This window comes from Pontimicrobium aquaticum (assembly GCF_005047595.1).
Taxonomy (GTDB): Bacteria; Bacteroidota; Bacteroidia; order Flavobacteriales; family Flavobacteriaceae; genus Pontimicrobium; species Pontimicrobium aquaticum.
On record NZ_SUPL01000007.1, the window covers coordinates 129168 to 154301 of the forward strand.

Here is a 25134-nt window from a genome sequence, read left to right on the forward strand (position 1 = left end):
TTTGGTTAGAGTTTTCGGCGTTTACGTTCCTGTTTAAGTAAATTAAGCTCTCTGTTAGTTTGTCCTGCAACCGAAGTGTTCTCCTCAGCTCTTCTAATTAAATAAGGCATCACGTCTTTAACTGGCCCAAAAGGCACATATTTTGCGACATTATAACCTAGGTGCGCCAAGTTATAACTAATATGGTCGCTCATGCCATATAATTGACCAAACCAAACACGATTATCGTTCTTTGTAATGTGCTTTTCCTTCATTAAATCCATAGCCAAATAAGAGCTTTCTTCATTATGAGTACCAATAAACACTGAAATATCATCTAAATTATCTAAAATATATTTAAGTGTTTCATCAAAATTTTTATCTGTTGAAACTTTATCGGCACAAATTGGAGATTCATATCCTTTTTTCTCAGCACGCTCTCTTTCTTTTTCCATATAAGCACCTCGAACAATTTTAAACCCTAGCTTATAACCACCATTCTTTGCACGTTCATGAAGCTCTTTTAAATAATCTAACCTATCCCATCTATATAATTGTAACGTATTATAAACAATAGGCACCTCAGTATTATAGGTTTTCATTAATTCTTCCAATAAGTCGTCGGCTGCATCTTGCATCCAACTTTCTTCGGCATCAATTAAAATTTCGACATCACGCTCTTTACCTAATTTGCAAATTTTATGATAACGCGCTACTATTCTATTCCACTCGGCTTCCTCGGAAGTTGTTAATGCTACACCTTCAGTCTTTTTTTGATAAATTAGAAAACGTCCCAAACCTGTTGGTTTAAATACTGCAATTGGCATAGCGTCTTTAGAATGAGCAAACTCAATTAACTCACAGGTTTTATTCATAACAGCGTCAAATTGCGCTTCTTCTTCTTTACCTTCTACCGAATAGTCTAACACGCACGATACACCTTTATCATACATATTATCTATTACATCTTGACAATCATGCTCATTAATTCCACCACAAAAATGATCAAAAACAGTTGATCTAATCAATCCTTCTACAGGTAAATGTGCTTTTAGAGCAAAATTTGTGGCAGCAGTTCCTATCTTTACTAATGGCTGCACAGATATCATTTTAAACAAAAAGTAAGCTCTCTCGAGTTCAGAATCGCTTTTTAACTGAAAAGCAATTTCGGTGTTGTCAAAAATTCTTTGAGTTGACATAAATTACAAATTAGATACTAAGCAAATATATTTATTACTAAGATACTTTTTTAATAAATTTCTACTTATTTTAACCCTCAAATTATATGGCACATTAACATGCAATCAATTTCAACAAAAGAGTACGCAATACATTTTAATTCAACTTGTTATGATGAGTTAAATGATTTTATTGGTAAGTCTAATTTTTCAAAAATATTTGTTCTTGTTGATACAAACACTCATCAATATTGTTTAAGCTATTTTTTAGCTCAAATAAATAGTTCAATACACATCGAAGTTATTGAAATTGAAGCCGGAGAGATTAACAAAACCATTGATACTTGTGTTGGGGTTTGGGATACATTATCTGATTTAGATGGTGACAGAAAATCACTCTTAATTAATCTAGGAGGTGGTGTTGTTACAGACCTTGGTGGTTTTGTAGCTTCGTGTTTTAAACGAGGTATAAAATTTATTAATGCGCCAACATCATTATTAGCGATGGTTGATGCTTCTATTGGAGGCAAAACTGGTGTGGACTTAGGCACTTTAAAAAACCAAATAGGTGTAATTAATTTTAGTGAAATGGTGCTTGTGGATACTAAATTTTTAGAAACCTTGCCTCAAAATGAAATGCGATCTGGTTTAGCAGAAATGCTTAAACATGGATTAATACAAGATGAAGCTTATTGGCATAAAATGAGTGACTTATCAAAGTTTACGCTTGATGATCTTGATGCATTAATATATGAATCCATACTTATAAAAAAGAATGTTGTTACCCAAGATCCAAATGAAAACGGATTAAGAAAAACACTCAATTACGGACACACAATCGGACACGCTATTGAATCATATTGCTTAAGTAATATAGAAAAGAAAACACTTTTACATGGTGAAGCCATAGCTGTTGGAATGGTTTTAGCAACTTATATCTCTCACAAACAATTAGGCTTTCCAAAAGAGAAATTAGAGTATATCAAGAATACTATTCGTAATGTGTATGGCCTTGTTGAGTTAACAAAAGAGGACTATTTAGAAATAATAGAACTCTTAAAGTTTGACAAGAAAAACACTCATGGAAATATAAATTTTGTTTTGCTAAGCGACATAGGTCAACCAGAAATTGATTGCCAAGTAGATAATGTACTTATTTTAGAATCTTTTGAGTATTATAAATCCTGAAGTTATAAATAACGCGCTTTTATAATATTGCAATGGTGCTTTTCGTGACCTACAATAATATAACCAGCAGCCCTTACAGATAAAGGGTTGTCGCTTGCAATTCCAACATGTAATAGCATTTGCTTAGTAAAGCTTTTGTATAAAGTAATGGAGGCATTTCTAATAGCCTTATATTCTTCTATTAAGCCATCTTTTGTCCTAGTATTAGCATTAGAGTTTTCTAAATACATATCTTGGTCAAAACCTGGAAGTGCTATACTTTCTTTTCTAGAAAAACACATGGCTCTGTATGCAAAAACACGTTCGGTATCTAATATGTGCTGAATAATTTCTTTGATAGTCCATTTGCCTTTAGCATACGAATAAAGCCATTTATCATCAGGAATAGAACTTAAAAAAGTAATTGTTTCATCAAAACTTTGCTGTAATGATAAAACTATGTCAGACTCATTTACTAAGTTGATATATGGTTTATAATAACTATTAAATTCTTTAGAGCTTAAAGTATCTGCTATCATAATTCATTAAAAATAGAGTGCATTAAACGCTTTTTATCATTGATACTCTCCTCTAGCGAAATCATAGTTTCGGTTCTATATACACCATCAATATCGTCCAATTTAAAAATAACTTCTTTAGCATGTGAAGTATCTTTTGCACGTATTTTACAGAAAATATTAAATTTTCCAGTAGTAATATGAGCTACAGTAACATGAGGGATTTCATTTATGCGTTCTAATACAAATTTTGTCTGTGATGTATTTTGGAGAAACACACCAACATAGGCAATAAAAGAATAGCCAAGTTTTTTATAATCTAGTGTTAATGAAGAGCCTTTTATAATGCCAGCATCTTCCATTTTTTTCACTCTTACATGAACAGTTCCAGCCGAAATCAGTAATTTTTTTGCAATATCTGTAAAGGGAACCCTTGTGTTATCTATTAACATGTCAAGAATTTGATGATCGATTTCGTCTAATTTAAACTTTGCCATTTTTCAATTTTTATTAAATAAAAATCAAAATTAATATAATTTTTATAAAAATAACGTATTGTTTGCTAACTATTAATCGGTTTTAATGAGAATAATTCATTATTTATAATTATGAAATCGATAGCGCTTTCTAAACTTAAATCATTTGCTTCACCTAAAACTACATGTTGCTGTATCGCATCTACCTCTTTGTGACCAAAAAATTGAGACAAATCTCCAAAATCTTTAATTTTTGGTATAAAATTCACTTTATTATTATGCAGTACTTCTTGGTATTGCACTGCTACATCTAAAATCTCTAACTTATTGTTATTTAAAATTTTAGCATTTCTAATAATAATATCGTAGAATAATTTTTGATTTTGAGGAATGTAAAAATATGATTCGTAATTATCTCCCAAACTATTGTTTGTAGCAATTGTGTCAAGTGCAGTAACTAACGACATAAATATTAACTGTCTTACCTCTTCCCTAGCATAATCATTTTTATAATGGCCTGCTTCAAATAATATGGTTGGCACATTTTTACTCTGAAATGTATCACCAACACAGTTAATATTAAAAGCATCGTCATAAATGCCTACACAATTAGGTATAAAGCCTTGTAGCATGGTATTCATTGAGGTAATAAGCTCCATGGCAACGCGTCTATTAGGTGTAATCGAGCATTTTTCATCTTGAGCTGGAGCCAAAAAACTTATGATGGCAGATTTGTTTTTCTTTCCAGCACTAAAAATAGTACGTTGTCCATGCAAATTAAAGCAAAAATCAGGCTTGAAAGATTCAAACGTTGATTTTAAAACAAGACTTTCTGGCTGTGTTAAATTTTGTGCATCCCTATTCAAGTCAACATTATTTGCATTAACACGAGTGTAGGCCTTTGCTCCATCTGGATTTAAAATGGGAATGATATATAAAGTGCAATGCTCTAAAATATGAGGGTTCTCCGTTAGAAAGTTTAGCATATCAAAACACGCCTTGGTAGTTGTAGATTCATTTCCGTGCATTTGCGACCACATTAATACACGCTTTTTACCATGGCCAATTTGAATACCATAAATAGGTAAACCGTTAACCGAATTGCCAATACTTGTAACCTGACATTTTTTACTCAAACTTTTAAGCAAAGGCTCTATCTGACTGTTTGTTATATAGCGATGTGAAATTGACGCATTTTTATATTGCTTATAACCGGAATGTAATAACGAATACTTAGACATAACTTTTGATAAGTTACAAATGTAAATAAACTAAATTTTATATTTGTAAACATATGACATACACATTTCTGTTAACAATTGTATATCATAATTTCACATTTGTTAATGACTACCCTAAAAAATCAATTAAAATAATAAATAATACTTTATATTATTTTATATCAGTTTATTATGCTATTTTATATTAATTAATAGTTTATATATATTTAATGTTTTAAACATATGTTTTATGAAAAAAAACAATAAAGTTTGTTGTAAAAATGTTATAATATAAGTATATTTGTTTACAATGATAAACACAAAAGATTTAACCAAAAGACTCCAGGAAATTATAGATTATTATAATCTATCTGCCTCTTCTTTTGCTGATAAAATTGGTGTGCAGCGTTCTAGTATTTCTCATATACTATCAGGAAGAAATAAGCCGAGTTTAGATTTTGTTATGAAGGTTCTTTCCTCCTTTCCTGAAGTAGATCTGTATTGGTTACTAAATGGCAAGGGAATATTTCCAAAAACTGAAATAAGTTCAAAACAGAAACATGCCATTAGCTTACAACAAAAGAATGAGGAAAATATATTAGATACTGTCGCTGCTTCAGACATTGATAGAATCATTATTTTTTTTAAAGATGGAAGTTTTAAAAATTACTCAAATTAAATATTTTGTTTCTTAAATTTGTAGTTAAATTTTTTCTATGAGACTTTTCTACCTCTTTCTATTATTACTATTAACTAGCTGTTATCAAGTAGAGCGTAATTGTTTAGACTATAAAACAGGCACTTACAAGAGTACCATTGTTATTGATGATGTTAGTTATGTTTCAACATTTACAAGAACAGAAGAGCTGCAAATTGAAACCTTTGAAAGCAAAACAGATTCAGCTAGTGTGCGATGGATTAATGACTGCGAAGTAGTGTTTAAAACTATAAACCCGAAGAATATGGCTGAACGAAAAGATATTCATTTAAAAATACTAACAACAACCGATTCTACCTATACGTTTGAATACTCATATGTAGGTGAAACATTAAAACAAAAAGGAGTAGCTACAAAAATAGAGTAATATTATGTTGGAATTTCTGCTTTCAAGCGACGCCATTATGGCGTTACTAACACTTACTTTTTTAGAAATAATTCTAGGAATAGATAACATTGTTTTTATTTCTATAGCAGCAAACAAATTACCAGAGCAACAGCGAAGTAAAGCCACAAATGTAGGGCTTTTACTAGCTATGATTCAGCGTGTTGTGTTGTTGTTTTTTGTGTCGTTCTTAATTGGTTTAAGTGAACCTTTTTACATAATTGAAAATAGTTGGCTATACTTAGCGTTAAGTTGGCAAAGTATTATTTTATTTTCTGGAGGTTTGTTTTTGCTTTATAAAAGTACTTCAGAAATTCGTGAAAAAGTCGAAACACCATTGCATGATGAAAACACAGTAAAAGGCAAAAAAATTAAGTCATTGTCTCAAGCCATAATACAAATTATGGTTATTGATTTTATTTTCTCTATAGACTCTATCCTGACAGCAGTTGGTATGACTAATGGCTTATCTGTTAATCATAATTACAATTTGGTCCTAATGATAATAGCTGTGGTGATTTCTATTATAATTATGATAGCCTTTGCCAATCCAATACGTAAGTTTATAGATGCTCACCCTAGTATTCAAATGCTTGGATTAGCTTTTTTAATATTAATTGGATTTATGTTAATCACTGAAGCGGCACATTTATCGCACACTTCGGTATTTGAAAATGAGGTTGGTGCTATACCAAAAGGGTATTTATATTTTGCTATTGCCTTTTCGTTATTTGTAGAGTTTTTGAATTATAGAATTGACAAAAACAAGAAAAGTAAACATAATTAAAAAACTAATAAATTTTGTCTTAATACTTTGTATTTCTTCGTTGTTTCTGAACGTTTTTAATCAATTTACCTAGGTTTTTATCTTTCTTTTTACGCTCTAAAGTATCCGATTCAAAATGATCTTTTTCTCTTTTTATTTTTTTAAAATTGAAGAATGACGCTGTATCAATATCACCATTCTTAAGTGCTTCTTGTACTGCACATCCTATTTCATGTTCGTGCGAGCAATCCTTAAACTTGCATTGTTTAGCATACTCCAAAATAATATCGAAAGTAGTTTCTAAACCTCCAGAAATATCAGTAACACCAATTTCACGCATTCCAGGATTATCAATCAAAATTCCTCCACTTTTTAAAACGATTAATTCTCTATGTGTCGTGGTGTGTCTTCCTTTATTAACACTTGTACTAATGTGCGAAGTTTTCATCAGCTCTTTACCAGATAAACCATTAAGCAATGTGGATTTCCCTACTCCAGACGAACCCAATAAACAGTAAGTTTTTCCTTTTTCAATAAAGTTTTCTAAATCCGTATATCCATTTGGAAGGCTACTAACAGGTATTATCTTTACATTTTTGAGTCTGTCATTAATTTGATTTAATCGTTCTTTTAATTCGGCTTTAGTAATTAAATCTATTTTACTTAATATAATTATGGGTTCTACTTTGGAAGCATTGCAAATAGCAAGATAGCGTTCTAATCGATTTAGATTAAAATCTCTATCTACTGCTTGTACAATTAGGGCATAATTAATATTGGTGGCGATAATTTGTACTTGTCCAGATTTACCAACCGCTTGACGCTCCAAAATAGAATGCCTTGGAAGTACGTTATGGATAAGTGCCTTGCCTTTGTCATATTCTATAAAAGCTACCCAGTCGCCTACTGCTGGGAAATCATATCTACTTTTGGCTGTAAATTTTATATTTCCAATAAGTTCGGCGTCAAATTCCGCATCTGGTGTCTTTATAACATAGCGTTCTTTATGTTCAAGACTAATGCGACCAACTTCAAAAGCATCTAGCCCGTTTTCAATTTTATAAGTTTCTAAACTTTCGTTATATCCTAAGTCTTGAAGCGTCATAGCTCTTTAATTAAAATTTATATCAAAGATGATATTAGAGCAATAAAATCCAGCTTTTTCAATAGCTTTTTGAGAGCCAATATTATCGATTGTGGTAGAGCATATAGGGTTTCGGTTTTGTTCAATAGCTTTTTTAGCTAATTCCTTTAGCATTCTAGTAGCCAGCCCTTGTTTTCTAAAATCTTTATTTACAGCAACGCCAATATCTGAAAAATTTATTTGTGTGTCACTCAACCTGCATTCACCAGTTACCACAATCGTATCATTTTCTAAAATCATATATAACTCCTTTCTTGATACCAGATTATCTACATAACCAAAGGTGTCGTCAAAACCAACATGTTCTTTATAGTAGCTTCTAATTGCGCTTGAATATTCTGGAGTAACCAATTCAACATGTAGCATGTTTTTATCGTTAATAATCTTATTAGAATGTTCGTAACACAATGTATTAGTTGTAATTGATTTTGAATGGAATAAACATGCATTAAAAGATACTGGTTCTATGGAGCTTAAGCTTGCGGAAATAATTAGCTTTAAATCAATTAAATTTTTAACAACTACTCTCATTAAGTGTCTATTATTACTATTTAAAAATAACTGCAATAAAGCGCTTTTATCGTCAACACAACAATAACCTATGTTTTGACTATCTTTTTCTATTGTATATGCTTGTGAAGATGCTATGTAAAGGTCTTGCCACATGGAGTCTAAAGGCGCTACAAAGCTTTTATATAATTGTGTCCTTAACTGGCTTATGCTATTACTATCTGTTTTTAAAAAATGTATTTTATGCATATTTACTCAATATTTGTTTTTTTATTTTCGCTAAAGGATAATCATCAAAAATGCATAAATAGTTAAGAGCTATTCCATCTAATTCTGCAATAAATATATAGCTTAATACGTCCGCATTATTTGAATCAATTTCATTAAATAATTTCTTGGTAGCATTAAGGATAAGGTTTGACCTTTCATTAATCAAATCTTTTAATGTGTCTCTAGTGCTTGGTTGAAGCATAAGATTTAAGTTTAGTTGAAACAACATTTTATCAGTTTCTAATTGCTTAAAAACAGATTCAATAATAGCATGAAGTCTTTCATTTGGAGATTGATTGACATTACTACATTGATTAATATCAACCATTAATTTTGTAGTATTATGAAATATCTCTCTCAATAAATCATTTTTTGATTTAAAATGATGAAAAATAAGCCCTTTTGAAACTTTAGCAACTTCACAAACTGCAGAAAGAGGTGTGTTTTCATACCCTTTTTTAGAGAATAAGTTGGTTGCAACATCTATAATTTGTTTTCTCTTATCCATAATAACGCATAACTGACCGTTTAGTCGGTTAGCAAATATATGCATTAATAGTTAGCCAAGCAACAATAAAAAAACATAGAATTATTTCTCTAATTCTGTTAATCTATTTTTAAGTTCACCTGATTTAGGATAGAAATAAATTGCTGTCTTTATAGCTTCAATAGCTGCTTCTTTATTCTTCAGTTTCTCTTCGGCAAACCAACTAAATCCTAATAAATGATTTTTTCTTGGTTTTATGTTATAACCTAACTTCTGCTCGAAGGATTTATAATGGGCTATATAGTTATCTTTATTAAATTTAAGCATCTTTGATTCATTAATATACCAGTCTTTATAAATCCACGCCAAACCATCATAAGTACCTTTATAAGCAGATAAAAGATGGTCAGTATTATCCAAATACGTCACTTTCCAATTTAAACCTCTAGGAGCATGTTTTTCGAAAGCCTGCGAAAGAACTTTGAATTCAGTTTTAATAAGGGAGTGTTCCATTTCACCTAAGGAAATAAACAATTGATTGGGCAATTTTTTATTTTTAGCCAAAAAGTCGCTTAATGCTGTTGACAATTGAGGAGCGTAGTGAACAGATGGACTTAGCACAATATAGGAAGAAAAAGATTCTGGATGTTGCAGAAATAATTGCAAAACAAATAACCCTGACAATGAATGACCAATTATAAATCTTCCATTATTAGTTCGATAATTGTCTTCAATATATGTAAGAGCTTCTTCTCGTATAAATTCTGAATACTTTTGAGCCTGTGGATTTAGTTCTAAGCCAGCATCTTCTTTAAATGGAAAATTATCATCGCTGTAGTTACCTGCGTGAGGAAGCCCTACAACTATCATATCTTCTACACCATATCTAGACGCTTGAATATCAACGATACTACTCGCCCAATAAAAATTATCCTTATCATTTAGCGTAATTAAAACAGGATAACTTTTTAATACGTTCTCAGAATAATCATCTGGAAGACGAATCAACACATCCCTGTTTTCTTTCAGTGCTTTTGATTCTATGTTTATAGCTTTTATGTTTTGGCTGGTCAATTTTGTGGAAGAAACTAGTGCCAAAAAAATAGTTATTGATTTTATAACCATATTTCTTAATTACTTTTCACTTTAAACTCTTCTATGCGTTGCTTATAATAATTATCAGCATTAATATTATAAGCTTTAGTAACACATTTTAAAGCATTAGCATAGTCTTGTTGTGAAGCATAATAATCTGCCATAGCATCATACGCATTGGCACTGTCAGGGTAATACTTAATAGCCAATTCAAAAAATAGCAATGCCTTTTCTGGTTGTTCCATTTGCATATTCATATAACCATAACCAATAAATAACTCTTCAATCATAGGCGGCACAGAATACCCAAATTGATTGGTATAAATAACTTCTTGTTGTTTTAACAGTTCTTGCAATTCTTGCACTGTAGTTTCTGGGTTATTGTATTTTTGAGGTGATTGAAACTGAAACCATTTAAAGCAAAAAATTAAGCCATCCCTTATACTTGGCAAAGGCACAGTACCATGAAGATCTTCAGGATATATTTTCCATGAAAAGTTCAGTTCGTTTTGCTTTTGGGAACTAGCCAAGTTTGAAAACTCAATAATTGAACGTGCAAACAGCGTAAATCCTGAAGTATCGTCCATAACATTATCAATAGTAATTTTTTCATCCCACATATGTAATTGTTCGGCCGCAAGGGATACATAGAGAGACTTCCCTTTGTAGTTGTGAGTTTTTAATTTCTCTTGAGCTTGCTTTAATAATTTTTGGTTATCCCATTCAATACTAGGGTCAATGGCTATGTAGTTTTTAAATACATCGCCACTATTAATCAGCATGTCTAGAGTAAATAAACCAGCATAAGAATGCCCTATTAAGGTTTTGTAATTTGTAGTAGGATATGTTTTATCAATATGTGGAATTAGTTCATTCTCTATGAACTGTCTGAAGTTATCAGCGCCTCCAGTTTCAACATTCATAGTACTTCCTCTTCTTTCCTCTATTTTAGAAATGGTTAAATCTCTTGTTCTATTCTCCTTGTTAGAAATGCCTACAAGAATCATATGAGGCAAATAATGTCCTAAGTAATTATCATAGACTGTTTTTAAGGTGTTCTCTAGAGAAAATCCATCTAACAAATATACTACGGGATATGTTTCATTACTATTTGGATTACAGTTTTCAGGCAGTGACACCCAAAACTCTCTTGTTTCGTTTAGAGTATTAGAATAAAGACTATCTATAATTCTTATTGGCTGAACTGAATTGCTTTGCTGTCCGTTTACAGAGCTATAGCATAATACAAAGATTATAAGTTTTAAAAATGTTCGCATTTTTTTGATGATTGATATTTGAATGTATATTTCTTAATTTGATTCTTCTTTTTGCAAAGCTTTTAATATTAATATTCCGATCCTGGCAATGATAAAAGTGAATAAGCCAAACATAGCTGTTAATAGCGACACTTTAAGTCCGCTTGCAAAAATGGCTGGATCTGGATTTCCCATGGCTTCAACCGAATCGAAAGCTGAAATCAGTCCTAAAATTGATGCAAAAAAACCAATAACCAAACCTAAAAGACTACTATCTATAGCTAGTTTGAGCATTTTTTTAGAGGTAGTAATGCTCTTGTTTAAATTTGCAAATCCTTTAATCAAAAAGAAAATGGATAGCAATAAACAAATAAGGATTAACGACATCATGAGTGTTCCGCCTTCAGTAAAAATATTTGCAACGAGTATAAATAAGAATTTCATATATAATGGTTTAAAAAGATTAATCAAACATAGTTTATTTGCTGTTCTTAACAACAATAATGCGACGAATAACAAGTTTAACAACTTATTTAACATGCATTAAAAACATTAATAAAGAGGTTTTACTTTTTTCTAGTGAATTTTATAGCTTTCTTATCTGCTTGTTTAAACATAACTGATTGTTCGCTAAGATTAAAGTTTAGTTTTATCTGCAAAGCTTCAAATGCAAATTCATGTTTTTTTGTAGGAACTAAGTCTTTTAAGTCACTGCCTTCAGGAGCGCCTTTTAATATCGTTCCGTTTGCTTCAAAAACAAGATCATATGGTGTTTCAGTACTTTCGTAAACTCCTGTATATTGTTTTACTTCATCTTCGGTTAACTCAATCTTATTAAACGTTGGCAGCATAATATCCATGCCTAAACTTGCTTGAAATGCATTTAACATAATTTGCATTTTGCTGTAATTTAAAGCATTAGCTGTAAACGCTATGGTTGTTTTAAACTCAGGGACATATACCAACATGGATTGAAACCCATCAATACCTCCTTCATGTCCAAAAAGGGTTTGTCCCTGCACATTAGATTTAAAAATACCTTTGCAAAAGTCTTCATTAGCTGGTGTAGTCATCGCTTTTAAACTCTCTCTACTAATAATTTCATTGTTAAATAACGCTTCCATAAATGCTATAAGATCGGTTGTATTAGACACAATACCTCCAGCGCCTCCAGGTAAACTCATATGTGTTTCAGGAGATTGTTGCCAAAGCTCATTAGCGTATGTGTACGAATGACATTCTTTATTATTAATATTAATGTCGCTGCCATAATAAGTGTTTGTTAATCCCAATTTGTTCACTATTCTAGTGTTTAAGGCATCGGCATATGTTTTATTATCTAAGCGTTCTATTATATAGCCTAATAATAAATAATTGGTATTACTATATTCATACTTTTCACCTGGTTGGAACATAGTGTCGAATTTTTTAATTCTAGAAAGCATCTCTATAGGTGTTGTTGGTTTACTTTTCCAAGTACCAAACTCCGCTGCATTAGTAAGGTTATACAAGCCACTACTATGCGTTAGTAAATGCTCGATTGTAATTTTTGAGGCATTTTTAACCCGAGGAAAATGCACAGATAGCTTTGTGTTTAAGGAAAGCTTACCTTCTTCGATAAGCTGAAAAATCATGGTTGCAGTAAAGGTTTTTGTTATAGAACCTATTTTATATTTTGATGAAGCAGTGGCTTCTCCTTTTTTGGCATAGTTTAAGTATTGATAGCCTACAGATTTTTGATAAATTGACTGCCTGTTTTTAGAGATTTCCAGACTACCCATTAATTTGTTATTTTTTAATAATAAATCTAAAAACTGATCTAGTTTTTCAAAGTTTGGTGTTTGAGCAAAACTAAACGTACTGATGCTTAGTAGAATAATGAATAATTGTTTCATGATTTTATTTTTATATAATTTGAAACAAACATATTTCACAACCGTCAATTAAAAATTAAAATGCGATAGATAACATAATTAATAATAGTTACTACCTAAATGCTAAAACAAGTCCTAAATCCGTCGTTCATCTACAAAACTACAATTGACTTAATAATTATAGTATTATTGTAACTTAATATATAGAATGTTTACAAAAGAAGTCGTTTTAAAAAAAGTAGTTCAAGTATTACTGCACATAGTTTTTTGGTGTGGTGTACTTTTATTTTTCACTTACTTTTTTGGGTTTGAGAGTAATGATGATGCGTATATTATGACGTTTTCATTCTTTTTAATGCCAATAACAATAGCTACAACTTACGTTTCAATTTATAAGTTAATCCCAGATTATTTAATTAATAAGAGGTATTTTTTATTTGGTCTTTACAGTTTGTACACGCTCATTATTTCGGGTTACTTAATATTGGTTTCGGTATTTTTTGGATTAGGTTATCTATCTGAATTTAAATACAATAATGCAAATCAATTAAACAAAAATCTGTTTTTTGTTATGATTGCAGTATATCTAGTCGTTATTGTAGTAAGTGCTTTTAAGCTATTAAAACTAAATTTAAAACACGCTGAAAAGACTAAAATACTTGTAACACAAATATTAGAAACACAATTAAAATTAAAAGAACAAGAGCTAAACTATTTAAAAATGCAAATACATCCACACTTCTTGTTTAATACCTTAAATACGATGTATGGATTTGCCTTAAAAAAAGCCGATGAAACTCCAGAAATGATATTAAAGCTTTCTAACTTATTGGACTATTTACTTTATCAAGAAGATAAACCTTTTGTGCTCCTATCAGAAGAAATAAGCCATATTAAAGACTACATAGAGTTGGAACGTATGCGTTTTAATGACACGCTAAATGTTAATTTTAAATGCAAAAATACAGTAGAAACTATGACGATAGCACCAATGCTATTATTGCCCTTTATTGAAAACAGTTTTAAGCATGGTAGCTTAAAAAATGGTATATTAATAATAAACATTAACTTATCGAGTACTAAAGATGGCATTGATTTTTTTATTGAAAATACGCATAACAAATCTGAAGACCTCAATAAAGGTATTGGTTTGCAAAATATACAGAAACGATTGGAATTGCTTTATAAGAATAACTACAACTTAGATATTGATGCTGACACTAATCATTTTAAAGTTCGCTTAAAACTAAAAATCAAATAGTGAAATCTGCAAAAAACATATTGTCCATTATTGTAGATGATGAGTCTATCGCCAGGGATATTATAACAACGCATCTTTCTAAAATAGATAATATTAAAGTAATAGCAAGTTGCAGCAATGCAATGGAAGCGTTTAATATTATTAGTAACAACAAAATTGACTTAGTGTTTTTAGACATTAATATGCCAGAAATTTCAGGGATTTCGTTTGCTAAATCAATAAACAAAGACATTAAAATTATTTTCACAACAGCTTATCGGGATTATGCAGTTGAAGGTTTTGAGTTACAAGCTGTTGATTATTTGCTAAAACCAATTTCGTTTGACCGTTTGTTAAAAGCTGTGAACACCTATTTTGAAGTTTATAGTAAACCAAATAAAAATCCTCAAAACCTTAGTGAGAATAATGACTTTATGTTTGTTCGCGCTAACAGACAAATGATTAAAATTGACTTTATTGACATTTATTATATAGAAAGTTATAGCGATTACATTAAAATTCATTTAGAAAATAAAACCATTGTTACGCGAGAAACTATTAGTGCTATAGAAGCAAAACTTCCAAGGGATAAATTTCTTAGAATCCATAGATCTTATATTGTTGCTCTAAATAAAATAGCATCATTTACCAATGAACAAATAGTTGTTAAAAACAAATCACTTACCATTAGCAGAAGCTATAAAAATGAGGTGTTGGAAATATTAAGTAAATACTAATAAGAAACATACACTATAGCAGCTTATCAATAAATTAACACCATAGATACCCTATGATAATTAAAAAATTTAATGATTAATTAAATATATAATTAGTCTGTTATTTTAATATTTCATTAATTTGAAGCTCATATAAATCCATAAAAAATCCTGTTTTGAAATTAAAATTTATAGCGTTACTTGTTTTGCCATTACTGTTATCATCCTCTAAGAATACTCCAGATTTTTGGGGACAAACAGGACATCGTGTTGTTGGGGAAATAGCTCAAAAACATTTAAAACCGAACACTAAACGACAATTAAAAAAACTATTACAGCAAAAATCCTTGGCCTTTGTTTCTACATTTGCCGATGAAATAAAGTCTGATAGTCGTTACGGTAAATTTTATACTTGGCACTTTATTAATATGCCATTAGAAAGTGATTACGAAGCGTCTGAAAAAAATCCGAAAGGCGATTTAGTGTCTGGAATAAATTATTGTACGAGCATTATAAGCGACAAGAATGCTACCACCGACGATAAAGTTTTCTATTTAAAACTATTAGTTCATTTAATTGGCGATCTGCACCAGCCAATGCATATTGGGTTGCTAGAAGATAAGGGCGGTAATGATTTTAAAGTACAATGGCATTATAAAGATTCTAACCTTCATCGTGTTTGGGACTCAGAAATGATTGACACCTATGATATGGGTTATATAGAACTCGCCAAAAATGCTGATGTTTTAACAAAAGCTGAAGTTAAACAAATACAAGAAGGAACTGTAATAGATTGGGTAAACGAAACCCACCAGTTAACCAAAAAAGTATATGCATCTGTAAATCATGATGATAACCTTAGGTATCGCTACTCATATAACAACCTTAACACTGTTAGGGATCAGCTTCAAATTGCTGGTGTTAGATTAGCCAAAGTATTAAACGATTTGTTTTAAGGAATAAAATAAGTGCAAAATAAAACAGCAGCTTATTATTATAGGCTGCTGTTTTTGTTTGTTATGTATAATTTTATTTATACATGTAAAGCCCTATCATCAGTCGCAGCTAAAGCTGCTTCTTTAATGGCTTCAGTAAATGTTGGATGCGCATGTGACATACGAGATACGTCTTCAGCAGATGCTCTATATTCCATAGCTACTACTGCTTCAGCAATCATATCGGCTGCTCTAGCGCCAACCATGTGCACACCTAAAATTTCATCGGTATTTTTATCTGCAAGAATTTTTACAAAACCGTCTAAATCCATACTTGCTCTACTACGCCCTAAAGCACGCATTGGAAACTGACCAACTTTATAATCTACTCCAGCTTCTTTTAGTTGCTCTTCTGTTTTCCCAACAGCAGCAACTTCTGGCCAGGTATAAACAACACCTGGAATTAAATTATAATCTATGTGTGGTTTTTGTCCTGCAATAATTTCAGCTACAAACACACCTTCTTCTTCCGCTTTATGTGCTAACATAGCGCCTTTAACTACATCACCAATAGCGTAAATATTAGAAACATTGGTTTGTAAATGCTCATTTACTTCCACTTGTCCTCTATCATTTAATTTTACTCCAGCAGCTTCGGCGTTTAAACCATCAGTATAAGGACGACGACCAACTGACACTAAACAATAATCGCCTTTAAATTCTATTTCTTGTCCTTTTTTATTATCTGCTTTTACAATCACTTCATCTCCTACTCTCTCAACAGATTTTACCTTATGGGATGCATTTATTTTAAATTTTTGCTTTTTAAGTACTTTATTAAGCTCTTTAGACAACCCAGAATCCATCGTTGGAATAATTCGATCCATATATTCAACTACAGTAACTTCGGCTCCTAAACGTTTGTAAACCTGACCTAGTTCAATACCTATTACACCACCACCAATAACTATTAAATGCTTTGGAATTTCTTTAAGTTTTAAAGCTTCTGTAGAGGTAATAATACGCTCTTTGTCTATGTTGATAAAAGGAAGGCTTGATGGCTTTGAACCCGTAGCTATAATGGTATTTTTAGCTTCAATTTCGGTAGTTTCCTCTCCAGATATTGTAATATGCGTAGCGTCTTTAAAGCTTCCTAAGCCTTGATAAACATCAATTTTATTCTTCTTCATTAAGAAATCAATACCTCCTGTAGTTTGATCTACAACCGATTGCTTTCTAGCAATCATTTGCTCTAAATTCACTTTTACTTCACCAGGAATTTCAATTCCATGTGCTTCAAAATGTTTTACAGCATCTTCATAGTGATGAGAAGAATCTAAAAGCGCTTTGCTTGGTATGCAACCAACGTTTAAACACGTGCCTCCAAGTGTCGAGTATTTTTCAATAATTGCAGTTTTCATTCCTAATTGTGCGCAACGTATGGCTGCTACATAACCTCCAGGGCCAGAGCCTATAATGGCTACATCGTATGAATTCATAAAGTTTGCTTTCTAAAAAATTATTTAACTACAAAAGTACAAACATATCTATTAATGACAATGCATAAAATGAGGTAGTTTTATTGAATTCTTCCATAAACTACTCGTCGGTAACTTTAAATGTTTTTGATAATGAAATGGGCTCACCCTGCTCTGTAAATCCTTCAATTCTCAGTTCATATTGCCCAGTATTATCTGAAGTGAAAAAAGAAAAATTGCTTGTTTGATGGTTTAATTTTATACTTGGATTCCAAAATAGCTGTTTTCTATAATCTGGTATTCGGCTGTTTTGAGTTAGTAATTTTCCTTTGTAAGATACATTTTTGTAGTGTTTGATTTTTTCTAAATCATACAATTGAAATTTGTTAAATACAAAATCTCCAACTTTTCTATTAAAATCGTTATTAATTGTTTGAAATGCTATGACACCATTAAAAATATCTGATCCCAAATAATATTTATTCTTAATTATGCTTATTGTTTTAATACTCTTTGCATTATAATTTACTAAAAGATTGGCGTCTTTAACAATTATGCCATCGATAACTAGTAAAGGCGGAATGCTTTTATCGTAAGATCCATTTTGATTTAAAACAGCAAACTGAAAATTATCGTTAGAGACCTCATAAATTTGTGCTTGGTTTATAATTTCAACAAATACTTCTTTCATCTCTGAGAATCTGTTATAATCGTCTAAATTATATTCTAAATCGTAGGAAGTACTAAATGGCAACTTAGATTCTTGTACTAATATTGAATCTGTTTTAGTAAATAAATAGGCATTATCTATTTGATTTAAAATACTTCTATCAAGAATTTTTGAGACTTCACTTTCAAAAATTTCAAATTTATTAAAATTCAAGTCTTTGTAGTCTGCTTTAAATGAAGGTGCTATGTCTAGTTTATAATTGTCTGTATTGTTTTCAAAAACTTGAACATATAAATCATTGTTATTATGATATTCACTAATGTTTAAATTAAAGGTACCAACCTCGTTTGTTTTTACAATATTAACCAAACCAGCGCTTGGTATTGATAGTGCAATTTTCTTATTTGAAACCTCTAGCGAATCACTCTTAAGTGTACCTTTTAAGATGTTTCCTCTAATTTCAGGGAAAGTCACAATATTGCTTTGCGAAATTGTTTTAGAAACAGTGTTATTTAATGACTTATAACTAGTGATTAATGATGGCGCAGATATGTTATTAACTTTATGAACCGAAATTGAAACATCGCTTTGCAATACTTTGTTGGAAACAATGCTAAACCTTACTTCTTCGCGTGGTTTATAAACATTGTTTGCTAGTTTTAATTCGTAGTTTTTTGTTTGAATTGCTGCTGTACCTACTCTAGGTTGAGTATTTAAGCTGTCACTTTTTATAGTTTTTTCATTGATTTTTTTATATGGATTAATAACCTTTAAATCTGCTATAAAAAACTTATTTTGTTGGTTATTGTTCATCCATAAGGTATATCCTATTAGTTTGTAATTTCCTGAAAGAATATCACTTGGTAATAAAAACTCGCCATACCCTAAACCATTATTTAAAGCTATTTTGTGCTTAAATACTACTTGACGATTCTCACCTACAAGTTCTACATAGCCTACTTTACTAATATTTGAAAGCTTATTAGACAGGTTGTTTAAGCAATAAAACTTATAATATAAGGTTTCACCAGAAAAAAGTAATGACGAGTTATAATGTATAAAAACACTTTCTGTTGGAAACTTTTTATCTGTAGATGATAGGATTGATTTATTTTGCCCATTTAAGTAAATAGCGAAAAAAACAAAACCTATAAATAAAACTATTTTCTTTATACTCATATTATAATTATTCTATCCAAAAACTTGGGATATCTGTACTTCCTTCTCTAGTACAATCTCCACAATTAGGCTGGGTTATTACATAAGGACCACTTCCATATTGATTTGTAATATTATCCTCAACATACATATAATGATTATCTTCTAAAAAAGGTAATAAAGTACAATCTCCTTCTTCAGCAATAGGAGGAGCAATTAAAACGCATTCTTTTTCGGGTTTGTCCTCTCCAGGAAAAATGTCTTCAAAATTAAAAAACACCCTATTAGTTACTACTGATGACACTTCAAAATAGCCAATAACATTTTCATTAGTATTAGTTTCAGAAAACATATTTCCTTGTACAAATCCTGTTTGAACTTGCGAAAGTGCATTGCCTTCCTGAATACTTTTATTTATTTTCTCATAATACGCATATGCATCTCTAGACTGAACGTATTGCTTTACTAAAATGCTATATCTATGTGCAATAATTGTATTAGATATAGGTATAAACCTAACACTAAAATCCCCAACTCTATCTTCATTTAAATTAACAGTATTGGTTTGTATGATGGTATTGGACAAAACAGTATTATAGCATGTTTTTTGCTCGGTTTGCTTTGGAACTAAGGTAAATGGGCTACCACATCCAAATCCGCTTGGAACAAGGTCTAACGAATTCCATAATGGCGCAATAATTTTATAGGTCTCCTCATATTCATATTTATAGTACTTTGAATTATTAGAGTCATCAAAACTATTTACTAAAATATCAACGCCAACAATACCATCATCATTTACGCGCCTTATAGGATTAATAGTTACAGGTTTTTTTCCTGAAACTAAACTCACGTCGCTTGAAAAATATTCGCGACCATTGCTTGTTATTATGTGCAATGTATAATGCCTTCCTTGAACAGCTCCAAATGAGGTTTGTGACAAGTATTTTCCAGGCTCAACTTCAATAAAATCATATTGATTTCCTAAATCATCATTTACTGTTACTTGTGCATTAGTTTCTGGTGAAACATAATGCTCGTCTATTGGTGTGGTATTGGTAATATATACTTCTTGTTGCTTAATTTCATCAGTGATTACACTATTGATGATGATTAATTTTTCGAAATTTTCAGAATCGTATTCAAAAGGTTCAACACAACTTCCTAGAAGTCCTATCATTATAAGAATTAATGCTTTTATGTTGTGTTTATAAAATTTCATAAAACTTATATTTAAAATTTTAAGTTATAGGTAATAGTTGGAATTGGAATTGAAAAAACAGAAGCTTGTTTTGCCTTTATTTCTCCTCCTTCGGAGACAAAAAACACTGAGTAAGGATTGTTTCTGCCTAAGACATTATACACCGAAACATTCCAAAAACTATGCGCTAATTTGTTTACTTTGTGGTTCCCTTCTACGTTGAAGCTTAAATCCAATCTATAATAATCGGGGATTCTAAATTTATTACGGTCACTATACACCACTATTTCCTGTCCGTTTTGATAATAACTTCCAACAGGATATGTAACTGGACGCCCTGTTTGATATACAAAATTCATTGAGGCACTAAAACGTTTGGTGATTTTATAGTTAGATACTAGACTGAAATCGTGAGGTTTATCAAAATTTGCAGGAAAATATTGCCCTTTATTTACTACTTCTTCTGGGAAAGGACTATCTAGCTTAATTGATGATTTTGAATAGGTATAACCAATCCAGCCATTTAAATTTCCTTTGCTCTTTTTTAGCAAAAATTCTAGTCCATACGATTTTCCTTTACCTTGTAAAACTTCAGTCTCAAGAGTTGTATTTAATAATAACTCAGCACCTACTTTATAGTCCAGTACATTATTGGTTGTTTTATAATAGCCCTCAAGGCTCACTTCATATAAATTATCACTAAAATTCGTAAACAGGCCAAGTGAGTATTGTTGAGATTTTTGAGGCTCAATATTTAAATCAGATAGTTTCCATGTATCAATTGGAGACGCTGTTGTGTTATTAGATAATGTATGTATAAACTGGTACATATTACTATAGCTTGCTTTTACAGAAACATCTGGAGTAATAAAATACCTCCCAGAAATTCTAGCTTCAGGACCACCATACGTTTTTACAGTTTCATTGTTCCCAAAATACAAGGTGTCTTTAACTGTGGCTGCAGACTTAGGTTCGCCTTGTAGGTATGTACGTTGCGCTATATCTCCTAAAAAAGAATAATTAACATATCTAAGTCCTGCGTTTATAGCAAAATCTTCTGTTACATTATATTTAGCCGAAATAAATGCTGCGCTTTCTAAAGCTTTTTCTTTTGGCAAAACTATTGGTGATACTATTGAGGAACTCCCTGCAGGCTTTTTCTCTCCTGGATTAATATTGTATATTTTACCAGCCAAACCATAATCAAAACTTAAATCCTTATTATGCAAATACTTTACTTTTAGCTTCAACTCTGTTTCATTTAAGTTATAGCCTAGATCAAAGTCGTTAATAGCCTCACCATCATAAAGAATATTAAAAGCATAGTTACTGTTTGTTAGTTGAACACTACCTGTATTTTTCTTATTGATTTTTGTATCCCATTTTAAAGAAACCAATCTATTTTCATAGCTAAATAAGGAATCTGATGAAATACTAAAATTATCTTTACTATAATAACCCGTAACACTTAAATTATTGTTTTGGTTGATTTCATGATCATATTTAGCTATAAAGTCGTAAAAAGACGCGCTACTTTTACTTATATCTTTATCGTCTAGCAATTTTAAAATCCAATTAGAATATGCGCCTCTACCTCCTACTAATAATGACGATTTTTCTTTTACAACCGGAAGTTCTAATGAAATGTTACTTGTTACTGGCCCTACTGATGCTTCACCAGTAACTTTAGTTTTATTAGCCTTTTTTGTCTTTAAATCAAATACTGAAGATAATCTGCCTCCAAATTCTGCAGGAATATTTCCTTTGTAAATATTTACTTCTCCAATGCTAAAAGGGTTTAACGCTGAAAAGAGTCCGAAAAAATGACTCGGATTATAAATTACACCACCATCTAATAATATAAGGTTTTGGTCTTCTTTACCTCCTCTTACATTATATCCTGAAGAGCCTTCACCTGCCTTAGAAATTCCAGGTAAGGTAGTTGCTACTTTTAAAACATCTCTTTCTCCCAAGACCAGTGGAATGGTTTTAATGTTTTTTACATCCAACTTTGTTAATCCTGTAATTGTTTCTCTTGTGTTTTCGTCGATATCTGCCTCTATTAAAACTTCATCTAATTCTTCTAAATCTTCAAATAATTCAAAATCTAAACTTCCATCATTATAAATAATGACTCTTTTTGTGATTTTTTGGAAGCCTAAAGACGTTATATCTATAATATGTTCTCCTAAAGGTAACTCTAAACTATAAAAACCATTATTATTGGTTGTTACGCCTTCATTGGTATTAACTACACGCAGACTAACATTTGAAAGCGTATTGCCTGTTGCAAAATCTATTACTTTCCCACTTAAATTAAAAACTTTTCTATTTGATGTTTTACTTGCTTTACCAACTCTAACTGTTTCAATTTGAGTAGAATTATTAGATTTCTTTTCATTAAAAAACACGGGCACGTCACTTATGTCGTCAGTGTTTTTTGTTTTATTATCTGAAGATTTTTTGTCATTAAACCCTTCAGGTAAAGCGTTGTAAACTATTAAATTTCCGGTTAAAATTATTTTTTTATCTTTTGTGATATAGTAGTTGGAGTTTGTTGTTTTTAGAATTTCTTCAACAATAAAATCTATAGGCTTATTTGTAAAACTACCTGAAATCTTTTTATCCTCAGTCCATTTTTGGTGAAAGTAAAATTTATAAGGCGTTAGATTTTCTATTCGCCTAAATACCTCTTCAATGGCTTCATTACTATAGGTTATAGAGATAGTATCTGATTGTGCTTTGGCATTTACAATGCATAGACAAAACAACATAGAGAGTAACAGTTTCTTCATTCAAAAAAGGAAATTAATTAGCTAGTAAATTTTCAATCTGCTTAAAAACATATTTCATTTCTTTATTTCTCCATGCCAATTGCATTTTTTTATCTTTATTAAATAAACTTTTTATCTCACTTTCAATATTTGGAAACATATTATACAAGTCTCTTTTAGTATCTATTACTGCATACATATCATTGTATTTAATGATAAAATCCTCATTAGCTTTAACAAATTCATGTCTAACTGATTTTCCTGTGTTAGTTTTAGTAACAGTATATTTACTATGCTCTTTATATAATTTAAAAGAGTTGAATGTTTCAATTAGTTCAAAAAAGCCACTCTTATCATTAAACTGTAGCCTCTCAAATTGTGTGTCGTGCAAACTAAAACTTTTAACTTCATTGCTTAAAAGTTGAATAATTGACGATCTCTTACCTTCATTGAATTTGACTATGATATTATCTTCAAAAATATCATACATCATTAATACATTATAATACTCCTGGTTTTGATAATGCAAAGTGCCAGAAACAAAATAGGGTGATTTGTAATATTTATGAGAATCTTTATACGCAAGGATAGTTTCGGTAACTTCAATACCATTTATAAGACTCGTACCTGTAAGATTGTTTTTATTATCAAACCAAACTAATAGGTCTTTTTCTAAACTACTCATTTGCGATAAAACTGTAGAAACTTGAAAAATAAAAATTACTAGTACTAAAAGCGGTTTTTTCATTAGAAGTTGGATAACTATTTGGTAAATATAGCATCATTATGAAAACCAAGGCTATTAAATTAGAAAAAAGGTATAAACAATTCAATAAATGATGTGAATACCCAATAAATGACATGAATAATCAAAAAGAGAATATAAAAACTATAGTGTAATAGCTAATAGTTATCAACAATTCTTTTATAAGTCTAAAGTTATCGTATATTTATTGCCCTGATTTTTATTGAGAGTAAGCTCTCTTTATTATCAAATTAATTTTTAAAATATATTATATTATTATGGGGAGACCAGCAACAAAACCTTTAGATTTAAGAGATGGATTTTATATTGAAATAAGAAATAGAGGATCTAAAACTGGAATAAAAATTCGAAGAGATAACAAAAAACAAATGGAATTTGCCATTAAAGAGTACGAAAAAACAAAAGATATTATTGTACTTGGTGAATTTAAAAATGGTAAAAGCCTAAACAAAGCGGGTTAAGTATCTCTACAAAGCCACTTATTTAAGCTGTTTTTTTTAAGTACAGTTTCAATTTATTTATACAATTTTAATAGTAGTATAAATTGCTGCTATTAAAATTGTATTTAATTAAAAACTTATACGGAGTGCTTATAAGTTTATCGCTGTCGTGTGCTTTACTTCATTAATCATAAATGCACTGTGTGTACTACCAATATGGTCTATTGTAGTAAGTTTTTTCACCATAAATTCTCTATAGGCCTCCATATCTTCTACTAAAATTTTTAGCAAATAATCATAATCACCACTTATATGATAGCACTCAACAACTTCTGTTAATTTTGCTACTTCTCTTTCAAATTTCACAACATAATCTTTAGAGTGCTGTACGAGTTTAATACTGCAAAATACCACAAAAGACTTATTAACTTTTTCCTTGTCAACTAAGGCTACGTATTTTTCTATTACTCCTGCTTTTTCAAGCTTTTTTATACGCTCATATACTGCAGTTACAGATAATATTAATTTGTTAGAAAGTTCTTTATTGGTTTGCTTACTATCCTTTTGAAGTAATTCTAATAAGTTTTTATCAATAGCATCAAATTTCATAATTGACGTTTTTTCAGTTTAAATCAACATATTAAACAAAAGAATTAAAATTAATCAAATTAATCGATGTAATGCAGTTTTATTTTCTAAACTACACATTATTC

General features: G+C 30.5%; 25 protein-coding genes. 8 read left to right on the plus strand and 17 right to left on the minus strand.

The window, feature by feature from the left end; all coding sequences use genetic code 11:
• Positions 1–5: 5 nt before the first annotated feature.
• Positions 6–1178, minus strand: coding sequence for a proline dehydrogenase family protein (locus tag E5167_RS13155; protein WP_136844622.1), 1173 nt, complete (start codon positions 1176–1178; stop codon positions 6–8).
• Between the two features lie 99 nt (positions 1179–1277).
• Here E5167_RS13155 and aroB point away from each other — a divergent pair, with 99 nt between their 5' ends.
• The gene (aroB, locus tag E5167_RS13160; protein ID WP_136844623.1) at positions 1278–2345 is read left to right on the plus strand and encodes a 3-dehydroquinate synthase; all 1068 of its coding nucleotides are present in this window, start codon (positions 1278–1280) and stop codon (positions 2343–2345) included.
• Between the two features lie 2 nt (positions 2346–2347).
• Here the strand turns inward: aroB and E5167_RS13165 are convergent, their stop codons facing one another.
• From E5167_RS13165 to E5167_RS13175, 3 genes are all read right to left on the minus strand, one after another.
• On the minus strand, positions 2348–2863 hold the full coding sequence (locus E5167_RS13165) for a DinB family protein (protein WP_136844624.1): 516 nt from the start codon (positions 2861–2863) through the stop codon (positions 2348–2350).
• Positions 2860–3339: an Lrp/AsnC family transcriptional regulator gene (locus E5167_RS13170; protein WP_136844625.1), complete on the minus strand. Its 480-nt coding sequence runs from the start codon at positions 3337–3339 to the stop codon at positions 2860–2862. Before E5167_RS13170 ends, E5167_RS13165 begins: the two co-directional genes overlap by 4 nt.
• A 65-nt stretch (positions 3340–3404) precedes the next feature.
• Entirely contained in the window at positions 3405–4559 is a 1155-nt protein-coding gene (locus E5167_RS13175; protein WP_136844626.1) for a M14 family zinc carboxypeptidase, read from the minus strand.
• A gap of 289 nt (positions 4560–4848) precedes the next feature.
• On the opposite strand from E5167_RS13175, the gene E5167_RS13180 reads away from it, so the two are divergent.
• From E5167_RS13180 to E5167_RS13190, 3 genes are read left to right on the plus strand one after another with little or no spacing between them, the layout of a single operon-like run.
• Positions 4849–5217 carry a helix-turn-helix domain-containing protein gene (locus E5167_RS13180; protein ID WP_136844627.1) on the plus strand — a complete coding sequence of 123 codons (369 nt, stop codon included), beginning with the start codon at positions 4849–4851 and terminating at the stop codon, positions 5215–5217.
• Positions 5218–5254: 37 nt separating this feature from the next.
• Positions 5255–5623, plus strand: coding sequence for a DNA topoisomerase IV (locus E5167_RS13185; protein ID WP_136844628.1), 369 nt, complete (start codon positions 5255–5257; stop codon positions 5621–5623).
• A gap of 4 nt (positions 5624–5627) precedes the next feature.
• A complete protein-coding gene (locus tag E5167_RS13190; RefSeq protein ID WP_136844629.1) occupies positions 5628–6428 on the plus strand; it encodes a TerC family protein in 801 nt (266 codons plus the stop codon).
• A 19-nt stretch (positions 6429–6447) separates the two neighbouring features.
• On the opposite strand, the gene rsgA is transcribed toward E5167_RS13190, so the two are convergent.
• The 7 genes from rsgA to E5167_RS13225 form a co-directional block, all read right to left on the minus strand.
• Positions 6448–7512, minus strand: coding sequence for a ribosome small subunit-dependent GTPase A (gene rsgA, locus E5167_RS13195; protein ID WP_136844630.1), 1065 nt, complete (start codon positions 7510–7512; stop codon positions 6448–6450).
• Between the two features lie 6 nt (positions 7513–7518).
• On the minus strand, positions 7519–8310 hold the full coding sequence (locus E5167_RS13200) for a GNAT family N-acetyltransferase (RefSeq protein ID WP_239022003.1): 792 nt from the start codon (positions 8308–8310) through the stop codon (positions 7519–7521).
• A complete protein-coding gene (locus tag E5167_RS13205; protein ID WP_136844631.1) occupies positions 8303–8839 on the minus strand; it encodes a TetR/AcrR family transcriptional regulator in 537 nt (178 codons plus the stop codon). The genes E5167_RS13200 and E5167_RS13205 overlap by 8 nt, the downstream gene beginning before the upstream one ends.
• Positions 8840–8920: 81 nt before the next feature.
• On the minus strand, positions 8921–9916 hold the full coding sequence (locus tag E5167_RS13210) for an alpha/beta hydrolase (protein ID WP_169301431.1): 996 nt from the start codon (positions 9914–9916) through the stop codon (positions 8921–8923).
• A gap of 32 nt (positions 9917–9948) precedes the next feature.
• On the minus strand, positions 9949–11190 hold the full coding sequence (locus tag E5167_RS13215) for an alpha/beta hydrolase-fold protein (RefSeq protein WP_136844633.1): 1242 nt from the start codon (positions 11188–11190) through the stop codon (positions 9949–9951).
• 33 nt (positions 11191–11223) lie between these two features.
• The gene (locus E5167_RS13220) at positions 11224–11613 is read right to left on the minus strand and encodes a MotA/TolQ/ExbB proton channel family protein (protein ID WP_136844634.1); all 390 of its coding nucleotides are present in this window, start codon (positions 11611–11613) and stop codon (positions 11224–11226) included.
• 122 nt (positions 11614–11735) lie between these two features.
• On the minus strand, positions 11736–13064 hold the full coding sequence (locus E5167_RS13225) for a serine hydrolase domain-containing protein (protein ID WP_136844635.1): 1329 nt from the start codon (positions 13062–13064) through the stop codon (positions 11736–11738).
• 187 nt (positions 13065–13251) lie between these two features.
• On the opposite strand from E5167_RS13225, the gene E5167_RS13230 reads away from it, so the two are divergent.
• The 3 genes from E5167_RS13230 to E5167_RS13240 all read left to right on the plus strand — a co-directional run bounded on the left by E5167_RS13230 (position 13252) and on the right by E5167_RS13240 (position 15955).
• Entirely contained in the window at positions 13252–14304 is a 1053-nt protein-coding gene (locus E5167_RS13230; RefSeq protein WP_136844636.1) for a sensor histidine kinase, read from the plus strand.
• Positions 14304–15020 (plus strand): LytR/AlgR family response regulator transcription factor, encoded by a 717-nt coding sequence (locus tag E5167_RS13235; protein WP_239022004.1) that lies wholly within the window; start codon positions 14304–14306, stop codon positions 15018–15020. Before E5167_RS13230 ends, E5167_RS13235 begins: the two co-directional genes overlap by 1 nt.
• Positions 15021–15175: 155 nt before the next feature.
• Complete coding sequence (locus tag E5167_RS13240) at positions 15176–15955, plus strand: S1/P1 nuclease (RefSeq protein WP_136844637.1); 780 nt, start codon at positions 15176–15178, stop codon at positions 15953–15955.
• Positions 15956–16032: 77 nt separating this feature from the next.
• On the opposite strand, the gene lpdA is transcribed toward E5167_RS13240, so the two are convergent.
• From lpdA to E5167_RS13265, 5 genes are all read right to left on the minus strand, one after another.
• A complete protein-coding gene (gene lpdA / locus E5167_RS13245; protein ID WP_136844638.1) occupies positions 16033–17433 on the minus strand; it encodes a dihydrolipoyl dehydrogenase in 1401 nt (466 codons plus the stop codon).
• Between the two features lie 100 nt (positions 17434–17533).
• Positions 17534–19261: a hypothetical protein gene (locus tag E5167_RS13250; protein ID WP_136844639.1), complete on the minus strand. Its 1728-nt coding sequence runs from the start codon at positions 19259–19261 to the stop codon at positions 17534–17536.
• A 7-nt stretch (positions 19262–19268) separates the two neighbouring features.
• Positions 19269–20462, minus strand: a complete 1194-nt coding sequence (locus E5167_RS13255; protein ID WP_136844640.1) for a DUF4249 domain-containing protein — start codon at positions 20460–20462, stop codon at positions 19269–19271.
• Between the two features lie 11 nt (positions 20463–20473).
• Positions 20474–23236 (minus strand): carboxypeptidase-like regulatory domain-containing protein, encoded by a 2763-nt coding sequence (locus E5167_RS13260; protein ID WP_136844641.1) that lies wholly within the window; start codon positions 23234–23236, stop codon positions 20474–20476.
• A 13-nt stretch (positions 23237–23249) separates the two neighbouring features.
• Positions 23250–23963, minus strand: a complete 714-nt coding sequence (locus E5167_RS13265) for a hypothetical protein (protein WP_136844642.1) — start codon at positions 23961–23963, stop codon at positions 23250–23252.
• 275 nt (positions 23964–24238) lie between these two features.
• Here E5167_RS13265 and E5167_RS13270 point away from each other — a divergent pair, with 275 nt between their 5' ends.
• Positions 24239–24442, plus strand: coding sequence for a hypothetical protein (locus E5167_RS13270; protein ID WP_136844643.1), 204 nt, complete (start codon positions 24239–24241; stop codon positions 24440–24442).
• Positions 24443–24571: 129 nt separating this feature from the next.
• Here the strand turns inward: E5167_RS13270 and E5167_RS13275 are convergent, their stop codons facing one another.
• Complete coding sequence (locus E5167_RS13275) at positions 24572–25030, minus strand: Lrp/AsnC family transcriptional regulator (protein ID WP_136844644.1); 459 nt, start codon at positions 25028–25030, stop codon at positions 24572–24574.
• Positions 25031–25134 lie beyond the last annotated feature (104 nt).

Excerpts from the sequence above, each read along its gene's own strand:
- E5167_RS13155 (WP_136844622.1), bottom strand. The coding sequence starts at position 1,178 with ATGTCAACTCAAAGAATTTTTGACAACACCGAAATTGCTTTTCAGTTA.
- aroB (WP_136844623.1), top strand. The coding sequence starts at position 1,278 with ATGCAATCAATTTCAACAAAAGAGTACGCAATACATTTTAATTCAACT.
- E5167_RS13165 (WP_136844624.1), bottom strand. The coding sequence starts at position 2,863 with ATGATAGCAGATACTTTAAGCTCTAAAGAATTTAATAGTTATTATAAA.
- E5167_RS13170 (WP_136844625.1), bottom strand. The coding sequence starts at position 3,339 with ATGGCAAAGTTTAAATTAGACGAAATCGATCATCAAATTCTTGACATG.
- E5167_RS13175 (WP_136844626.1), bottom strand. The coding sequence starts at position 4,559 with ATGTCTAAGTATTCGTTATTACATTCCGGTTATAAGCAATATAAAAAT.
- E5167_RS13180 (WP_136844627.1), top strand. The coding sequence starts at position 4,849 with ATGATAAACACAAAAGATTTAACCAAAAGACTCCAGGAAATTATAGAT.
- E5167_RS13185 (WP_136844628.1), top strand. The coding sequence starts at position 5,255 with ATGAGACTTTTCTACCTCTTTCTATTATTACTATTAACTAGCTGTTAT.
- E5167_RS13190 (WP_136844629.1), top strand. The coding sequence starts at position 5,628 with ATGTTGGAATTTCTGCTTTCAAGCGACGCCATTATGGCGTTACTAACA.
- rsgA (WP_136844630.1), bottom strand. The coding sequence starts at position 7,512 with ATGACGCTTCAAGACTTAGGATATAACGAAAGTTTAGAAACTTATAAA.
- E5167_RS13200 (WP_239022003.1), bottom strand. The coding sequence starts at position 8,310 with ATGCATAAAATACATTTTTTAAAAACAGATAGTAATAGCATAAGCCAG.
- E5167_RS13205 (WP_136844631.1), bottom strand. The coding sequence starts at position 8,839 with ATGGATAAGAGAAAACAAATTATAGATGTTGCAACCAACTTATTCTCT.
- E5167_RS13215 (WP_136844633.1), bottom strand. The coding sequence starts at position 11,190 with ATGCGAACATTTTTAAAACTTATAATCTTTGTATTATGCTATAGCTCT.
- E5167_RS13220 (WP_136844634.1), bottom strand. The coding sequence starts at position 11,613 with ATGAAATTCTTATTTATACTCGTTGCAAATATTTTTACTGAAGGCGGA.
- E5167_RS13225 (WP_136844635.1), bottom strand. The coding sequence starts at position 13,064 with ATGAAACAATTATTCATTATTCTACTAAGCATCAGTACGTTTAGTTTT.
- E5167_RS13230 (WP_136844636.1), top strand. The coding sequence starts at position 13,252 with ATGTTTACAAAAGAAGTCGTTTTAAAAAAAGTAGTTCAAGTATTACTG.
- lpdA (WP_136844638.1), bottom strand. The coding sequence starts at position 17,433 with ATGAATTCATACGATGTAGCCATTATAGGCTCTGGCCCTGGAGGTTAT.
- E5167_RS13250 (WP_136844639.1), bottom strand. The coding sequence starts at position 19,261 with ATGAGTATAAAGAAAATAGTTTTATTTATAGGTTTTGTTTTTTTCGCT.
- E5167_RS13255 (WP_136844640.1), bottom strand. The coding sequence starts at position 20,462 with ATGAAATTTTATAAACACAACATAAAAGCATTAATTCTTATAATGATA.
- E5167_RS13260 (WP_136844641.1), bottom strand. The coding sequence starts at position 23,236 with ATGAAGAAACTGTTACTCTCTATGTTGTTTTGTCTATGCATTGTAAAT.
- E5167_RS13265 (WP_136844642.1), bottom strand. The coding sequence starts at position 23,963 with ATGAAAAAACCGCTTTTAGTACTAGTAATTTTTATTTTTCAAGTTTCT.
- E5167_RS13270 (WP_136844643.1), top strand. The coding sequence starts at position 24,239 with ATGGGGAGACCAGCAACAAAACCTTTAGATTTAAGAGATGGATTTTAT.
- E5167_RS13275 (WP_136844644.1), bottom strand. The coding sequence starts at position 25,030 with ATGAAATTTGATGCTATTGATAAAAACTTATTAGAATTACTTCAAAAG.